The 5637-nt window shown below is 72.7% G+C and carries 7 protein-coding genes; 2 read left to right on the top strand and 5 right to left on the bottom strand.

Going from position 1 to position 5637, the window contains the following annotated elements; genetic code table 11:
* A partial coding sequence (locus tag CCN51_RS47970; protein WP_143676149.1) for an SDR family NAD(P)-dependent oxidoreductase occupies window positions 1-234 on the bottom strand: 234 nt, incomplete at its 3' end.
* Between the two features lie 61 nt (window positions 235-295).
* On the opposite strand from CCN51_RS47970, the gene CCN51_RS47965 reads away from it, so the two are divergent.
* Window positions 296-1216 carry a LysR family transcriptional regulator gene (locus CCN51_RS47965; RefSeq protein ID WP_014175521.1) on the top strand — a complete coding sequence of 307 codons (921 nt, stop codon included), beginning with the start codon at window positions 296-298 and terminating at the stop codon, window positions 1214-1216.
* Between the two features lie 19 nt (window positions 1217-1235).
* On the opposite strand, the gene CCN51_RS47960 is transcribed toward CCN51_RS47965, so the two are convergent.
* From CCN51_RS47960 to CCN51_RS47945, 4 genes are all read right to left on the bottom strand, one after another.
* On the bottom strand, window positions 1236-2060 hold the full coding sequence (locus CCN51_RS47960; RefSeq protein WP_014175522.1) for a transporter substrate-binding domain-containing protein: 825 nt from the start codon (window positions 2058-2060) through the stop codon (window positions 1236-1238).
* Window positions 2061-2277: 217 nt separating this feature from the next.
* Window positions 2278-2916: a bifunctional 4-hydroxy-2-oxoglutarate aldolase/2-dehydro-3-deoxy-phosphogluconate aldolase gene (locus CCN51_RS47955; protein ID WP_014175523.1), complete on the bottom strand. Its 639-nt coding sequence runs from the start codon at window positions 2914-2916 to the stop codon at window positions 2278-2280.
* 126 nt (window positions 2917-3042) lie between these two features.
* Window positions 3043-4008, bottom strand: coding sequence for a sugar kinase (locus CCN51_RS47950; protein WP_043486541.1), 966 nt, complete (start codon window positions 4006-4008; stop codon window positions 3043-3045).
* Between the two features lie 250 nt (window positions 4009-4258).
* Entirely contained in the window at window positions 4259-4687 is a 429-nt protein-coding gene (locus CCN51_RS47945) for a guanyl-specific ribonuclease (RefSeq protein ID WP_043486543.1), read from the bottom strand.
* A gap of 210 nt (window positions 4688-4897) precedes the next feature.
* Between CCN51_RS47945 and CCN51_RS47940 the strand changes: the two genes are divergently transcribed.
* Complete coding sequence (locus CCN51_RS47940) at window positions 4898-5554, top strand: helix-turn-helix domain-containing protein (RefSeq protein ID WP_014175526.1); 657 nt, start codon at window positions 4898-4900, stop codon at window positions 5552-5554.
* The last annotated feature ends 83 nt before the right edge of the window (window positions 5555-5637 follow it).

Genomic DNA, 5637 nt, shown 5'->3' with positions numbered 1-5637 from the left:
CACCCCCTGCGGCTCGACGTCCGCGTCGTCGGTGACGTCGAGCCGCAGGGGGTGTACGGACCGCCGTCCCCCTTCGGCCGGCCGCCGCGCCGCGGCCTCTGCTGCGTCGAGGGAGCGGGCGGTGAGCAGAACGGTGTGCCCGAGCGCCGCGAGCTGCCCGCACACCTCCAGGCCGATCCCCCGGTTGGCTCCGGTCACCAGCGAGACGGGCTGTGGACTGCGGTTCTGCGGCATGCCACCAGCATCAGGCGGAACGCCGTCGCATGTCCAAGACAGGCTGTGATAACCAACCGCTATGGACGCTCATATACGCGATCTGCGGTACTTCGTCGCCGTCGCCGAAGAACTCAACTTCACCCGCGCCGCCGAGCGGATGTTCGTCTCCCAGCCGGCGCTCAGCAAGCAGATCCGCCAGTTGGAGGAGCAGCTGCGGGTCAGGCTCTTCGACCGCGACCGCCGGACGGTCACCCTCACCGCCCCCGGCGAGGCACTGCTCCCCAAGGCCCACGAGCTGATCCGGGTCTGGGACGAGGCGCAGCGGGCGGTCAGCGACGCGGCGGCCGCCGAGGCGGCCGTGCTGACGGTGGGCGTCTCCAGCAGCGTGGGCCGCGGACTGCTGCCCGCGGCCCGCGCGCGCTTCGCCGAACGGCGTCCCCACTGGCGGATCCGGGTGCGCCAGGTCGACTGGGAGGACGCCACGGCCGGGCTGGCGACCGGTGGCGAGGTGGACCTGGCCCTGCTCTGGCTGCCGGTCCCCGGCCAGGAGGGCTTGAACGTGCGCGTGGTGGCGACCGAGCCCCGCTGGGTCGCGCTGCCCGTCGGGCACCGGCTGGCCGGGCTCGCCGAGGTGCCCTTCTCCGAACTCCTCGACGAGCCGTTCCTCGCGCTTCCGGAGAGCGCGGGTCCGCTGCGCGACCACTTTCTGGCCCTGGAGGAGCGGGCCGGGCATCCGGTCCTCATCGGCTCGGTCGTCTCCAACGCGGACGAGACCTTCGAGGCGGTGGAGGAGGGCAGCGGGGTCGTGCTGCTGGCCGCGGGCAACGCCGCGATCTACCAGCGGCCCGGCGTCGTCACGCTCCCGGTCAGCGGGCTCTCGCCGAGCCGGCTGGCACTCGCCTGGCGGCCCGACGACCACCGCTCCGCCGTCCGCGACTTCGTCGAGGCCCTGCTGAACGCCTCGCCCGACCTGCCCCGGGAGGGACAGACCGGCCGCTGACCAGCCCCGCGTTCCTTTGCTACTTCATCCACTCCTGTTCGTACTTGGCGTACGTACCGTCATGCGTGGCCAGGTGCACCCACTGGTCGACGTACTCCTTGAACTCGCCGTCGCCGCGCGGCAGCGCATACGCCTTCTCCGAGAAGGAGAACGGCTTGTCGGGGTGGACGGCGCACAGCTCCGGGTGGATCTTCGCCTGGTAACGGGTCTCGCTGGCATCGGTCATCATCACATCGGCGCGGCCCGCGATGATCTCGTCGAAGATCGTGGTGTTGTCGGGGTGGACGGTGAGGGTGGCCCGCTTGATATGGGCGCGGGCGAACTGCTCATTCGTACCGCCCGGGTTGACGATCACCCGCACGCCCGGCTGGTCGATGTCCTCCAGCGTCTGGTACTTCTGCTCGTCCTCGCACCGCACCACCGGGGTCTTGCCGTCGGTCAGGTACGGGTCGCTGAAGTACGCCTTACGGGCCCGGGCCAGGGTCACCGACACCCCGCCCATGGCGACGTCACAGCGCCCGGCCGCCAGATCGTCCACCAGCTTGGCCCAGGTCGTGGCGACGAAGGCAGGCTTGGCGTCCAGGCTCTTGGCCAGGTCGCGGGCCATGTCGATATCGATACCGGCGTAGTCGCCGGTCTTGGGGTCGAGGTGGGTGAAGGGGCGGTAGTCGCCCGTGGTGCATACGCGCAGCACGCCACGCTCGGGCACCCGGTCGAGCAGGGTGCCGCGCTGGTGCTTGGCCGTGGCGGCGGGCGCGGCGGTGGGGCCGGCGGCCAGGGCCGAGCCGGCGGCGGTGGCGGCCAGCACGGCGGCCAGGGCGGACAGCGTGACGGAACGTCGCATGGCGACTCCTTCGCACAGGCCGCGGCGAGCGGCACGGGACGGCGCACACAGGGCGCGTGATCACAGCGCGCTCAGGGTGGCAGAAGAGCCAGCCCGGCGGAACCCGTTGATCAGCTGCTGAAACGCCGCCCCGGCCACCCTGGATCACAGGAGCCGACTGATGGAACGTCAGCAGGTGTCGCCGGAATCGGAGTCGGTGGGCCCGGGCACCCCGGAATCAGCAGACGTCGGCCGGGGCGACGTCCTGCAGCCGGGCGAGAAGTTCCGCGGCGCGCTTGGCGACCACGTCCCGGTCGCCCTCCGACAGCGCCGAGCCCATCCCGCAGGCGACCGCTCCGGCGGCGATCCACTCCGGCGCGTCGGCGACGGTCACCCCGCCGGTGGGCAGCAGGGCGGCCTGCGGCAGGGCGGCCCGTACGTCCCTGACCCAGCGGGGGCTGTGGGCGGAGGCCGGGAACAGCTTGAGGGCGTCCGCGCCCAGCTCCAGTGCGCGCACCATCTCGGTGGGCGTGGCGACGCCGGGGAAGACCGGCAGGCCGTAGCGGTGTCCGGTGCGGATCACCTCCGGGTCCAGGCTCGGGGAGACCAGGAACCGGGCGCCCGCGTCGACCGCCATCCGGGCGGAGGCGGCGTCCAGCACCGTGCCCGCGCCGATCACCGCCTCGTCACCGACCTCGCGGACCAGGGTGGTGACGGCCTCCAGCGCGAAGGGGGTGGTCAGCGAGAACTCCACGGTGGTGAGGCCGGCGGAGAGCAGGGTGTCCGCCGTCGCGGTCGCGTGGTCGTAGCTGTCGCTGCGGATGATGGCGAAGATCCGCTGTGCGAGCGCGGCCCGGGTGATCTCCCAGCGGTACACGGCAATTCGCCGCCTTTCCTCTCAGAAGGGTCTCCTGGAGATGCCGCCCCGGTGTGCCTCCGGGATATGCGGCCTTTCGCTTTGCGGTTGTCGATGCGGGGGAAGCACTGCGTGGGGGGCTCGGGCTCAGCGGTGGACGGAGTCGGCGGCGCCGGTGAACGCGGCGAGGGCCCGCTCACGACCCGCCGCGCTGGGCAGCCCGTCCGTATCGGTCGCGGTCTGGACGACCAGCGCGGCGACGCAGGCGCCCTCGGCGAGCGCCCGTGGCTCGGGCAGCCCGCGCAGCCGCCCCGACAGGTACCCCGCCGCGAAGGCGTCTCCCGCGCCCACGGGGTCGGCCACCGGCACCGGATACGGCGGCTGGTCCCAGCGCCCGTCCGCGGTCACGGCGGTCGCCGAGTGGTCGGCGCGCTTGATGACGACGGTACGCGCCCGGCCGTCCAGCAGCTCCGCCGCGGCCTCGTCGGCGGATCTGCCGGTCAGCAGCTCCAGCTCGCCCTCGCCCGCCAGGACCAGCTCGGCCTCGCGCAGCAGTGGCCCGGCCGTCTGGGCCCACTGCGCCGCGCCGCCCAGCTTGCGCCGCACATTCGGATCGAAGGAGACCTTCGCCCCCGCGGCACGGGCCAGCTCGATGAGCCGGTCCGTGGCCGCCGCCGCGGTCGGCGAGAGCATCGGGGTGATTCCGGAGATATGCACGAGGCGGGCGCCGCTGACGGCCTCGGCCGATATGTGCTCGGGCGCGAGCCGGGAGCCGGCCGAGCCGGAGCGGTAGTACTGCACATCGATGGCGCGCTGCGGATGGCTGTCGCGCAGCAGCAGCCCGGTCGGGGCCTGCTCGTCCACCCCGGCGAACGCCACATCCACGCCGTCGGCGCGCAGCTCGCGCAGCACGGCCTGGCCGGCCGGATCCGCGCCCACCCGGCCCAGCCAGCGGGCGCTGTGGCCGAGCCGGGCCAGGCCCGTGGCCACATTGGACTCCGCTCCGGCGACCGAGCGGCGGAAGTGCACGGCCTGTTCCAGGGGAACCCCGGGCTCGGCGAGCAACAGCAGCATCGTCTCACCGCATGTGACCACTTCAGGGCCGCTCGCCACCGATGCCTCCCCTTGCTCCCCGCCCGTCCCCTTCTCCCGGAAACGCTACCTGGCGGCACCGACAGTCGCCCCCGCGGGGTTCAGGCCACTTGTCGGCCCGTCAAATCCCGTCGTACGCAATGCCGTTGTGGCCTGCGGAAGCGGGCCCTCAACGCGGCGGCTGCCCGGGGCACAAGGCGGTGCACAACGCGGCGGCCGCTGCCTGCGAGCAGGCAGCGGCCGCGGTGCGGGGGGTGGCGGTCTTCGGCGGTCAGCAGCTGTAGTCGACCAGGTCGAACGACGCGTAGTGGTCGGCCGTGTAGTAGTCCTCGTCCGTCTTCTTCCCGGTCACGATGCGGCGGGCGCCACGGGTGTCGGAGCCGGGGGTCTTGACGGTGTACTCGTGGTAGTAGCCACTGGCCTGGGACGGAAGGATGCCCTCCCGGTTCTGGAAGACGGTCCCGTCCTGCGGATACGGGAAGGGGCCGCCGGACGCGATCAGGTCGAGCGTGTCATGGGCCTGTGACGGCAGGTCGGAGTAGCAGATATCGCCGACGGCCGTGATCTGGAGGACCGACGAGGCGGCCTGGGGCGCGACCGGGGCGGCCGTGGCGGAGACGACGGCCGGGCCGCCGATGAGAAGGCTCGACGCGAGGGCGCCGAGCACACCGATGCGGGCGATCCGTGGGGGGATTCTCATACCTGACAGCATGACGCGCGTAGACCATGACATGTCAATGCCAAATGAAGGGAGTTCCCCAGGAGTTCACAAGACCCGCGCGAAGCGCCGGGAGAAGTAATGAAGACGTAACGCCCGCGCCACCTCGGGCCCGGCGGCGCCGCCTCGACGCACCTTTGCCTCCGAGGCAAAATTTTTGCCCGAGAGGCGAATGCTGGCTATACCGGAGACATGACCTCGTCCCCCGAGGGGCCTGCCGACGGGCCCCCCGCCGAGCCGCCCCCGGCCGAGCTGCCCTCCGTCGCCCCGCGCCTGCGCGACCTGCGGCGGCGCAGCGGCCTGACGCTCGAAGCCGCCGCCCGGCTGGCCGGGCTCTCACCCGCGCATCTGTCCCGCCTGGAGACCGCCCGGCGCCAGCCGTCGCTCCCCATGCTGCTGGCCTTGGCCCGTACCTACGGCACCACGGTATCCGACCTCCTCGGCGAGGTCTCGCCCGAGCGCGACCCGATCCTGCGGGCCGACCGGACGGCGGCCTGGGAGGCGGGCGGCTGGACGTACTGGCGGACCGGCAGCCCCGGCCGGGCCATGCAGGCGCTGCGGGTACACGTACCGGCAGGGACCGGCCCGCAGGAGAACCTGGTGCGGGTCCATCCCGGCGAGGAGTGGCTGTACGTCACCCAGGGGCGGCTGCGGCTGACGCTCGGCGAGACCGTCCATGTGCTCGGCGTCGGCGACGCGGCCCACTTCGACTCACTGACCCCGCACCGGATAGCCGCCGCCTCGCCCGGCGGCACGGATCTGCTGTTCGTCCACACGCTGCTGCAGAGCGGCACGGCCGACCTGTGTCTCGGCGACGCCGTCCGCGGAGGGAGACACCAGGCACCATGACAGACGCCGACAACACCCCGCACCACGCGACGACCAGTGGCGACGGCTCGGCGCACGGAGCCGCGCCGAGCCGTCGCCACTGG

Source organism: Streptomyces milbemycinicus (assembly GCF_002154605.1).
GTDB lineage: Bacteria > Actinomycetota > Actinomycetes > Streptomycetales > Streptomycetaceae > Streptomyces > Streptomyces milbemycinicus.
This window is presented reverse-complemented; position numbering and strand designations above follow the sequence as displayed.

Excerpts from the sequence above, each read along its gene's own strand:
- CCN51_RS47940 (WP_014175526.1), top strand. The coding sequence starts at position 4,898 with ATGACCTCGTCCCCCGAGGGGCCTGCCGACGGGCCCCCCGCCGAGCCG.
- CCN51_RS47965 (WP_014175521.1), top strand. The coding sequence starts at position 296 with ATGGACGCTCATATACGCGATCTGCGGTACTTCGTCGCCGTCGCCGAA.
- CCN51_RS47945 (WP_043486543.1), bottom strand. The coding sequence starts at position 4,687 with ATGAGAATCCCCCCACGGATCGCCCGCATCGGTGTGCTCGGCGCCCTC.
- CCN51_RS47960 (WP_014175522.1), bottom strand. The coding sequence starts at position 2,060 with ATGCGACGTTCCGTCACGCTGTCCGCCCTGGCCGCCGTGCTGGCCGCC.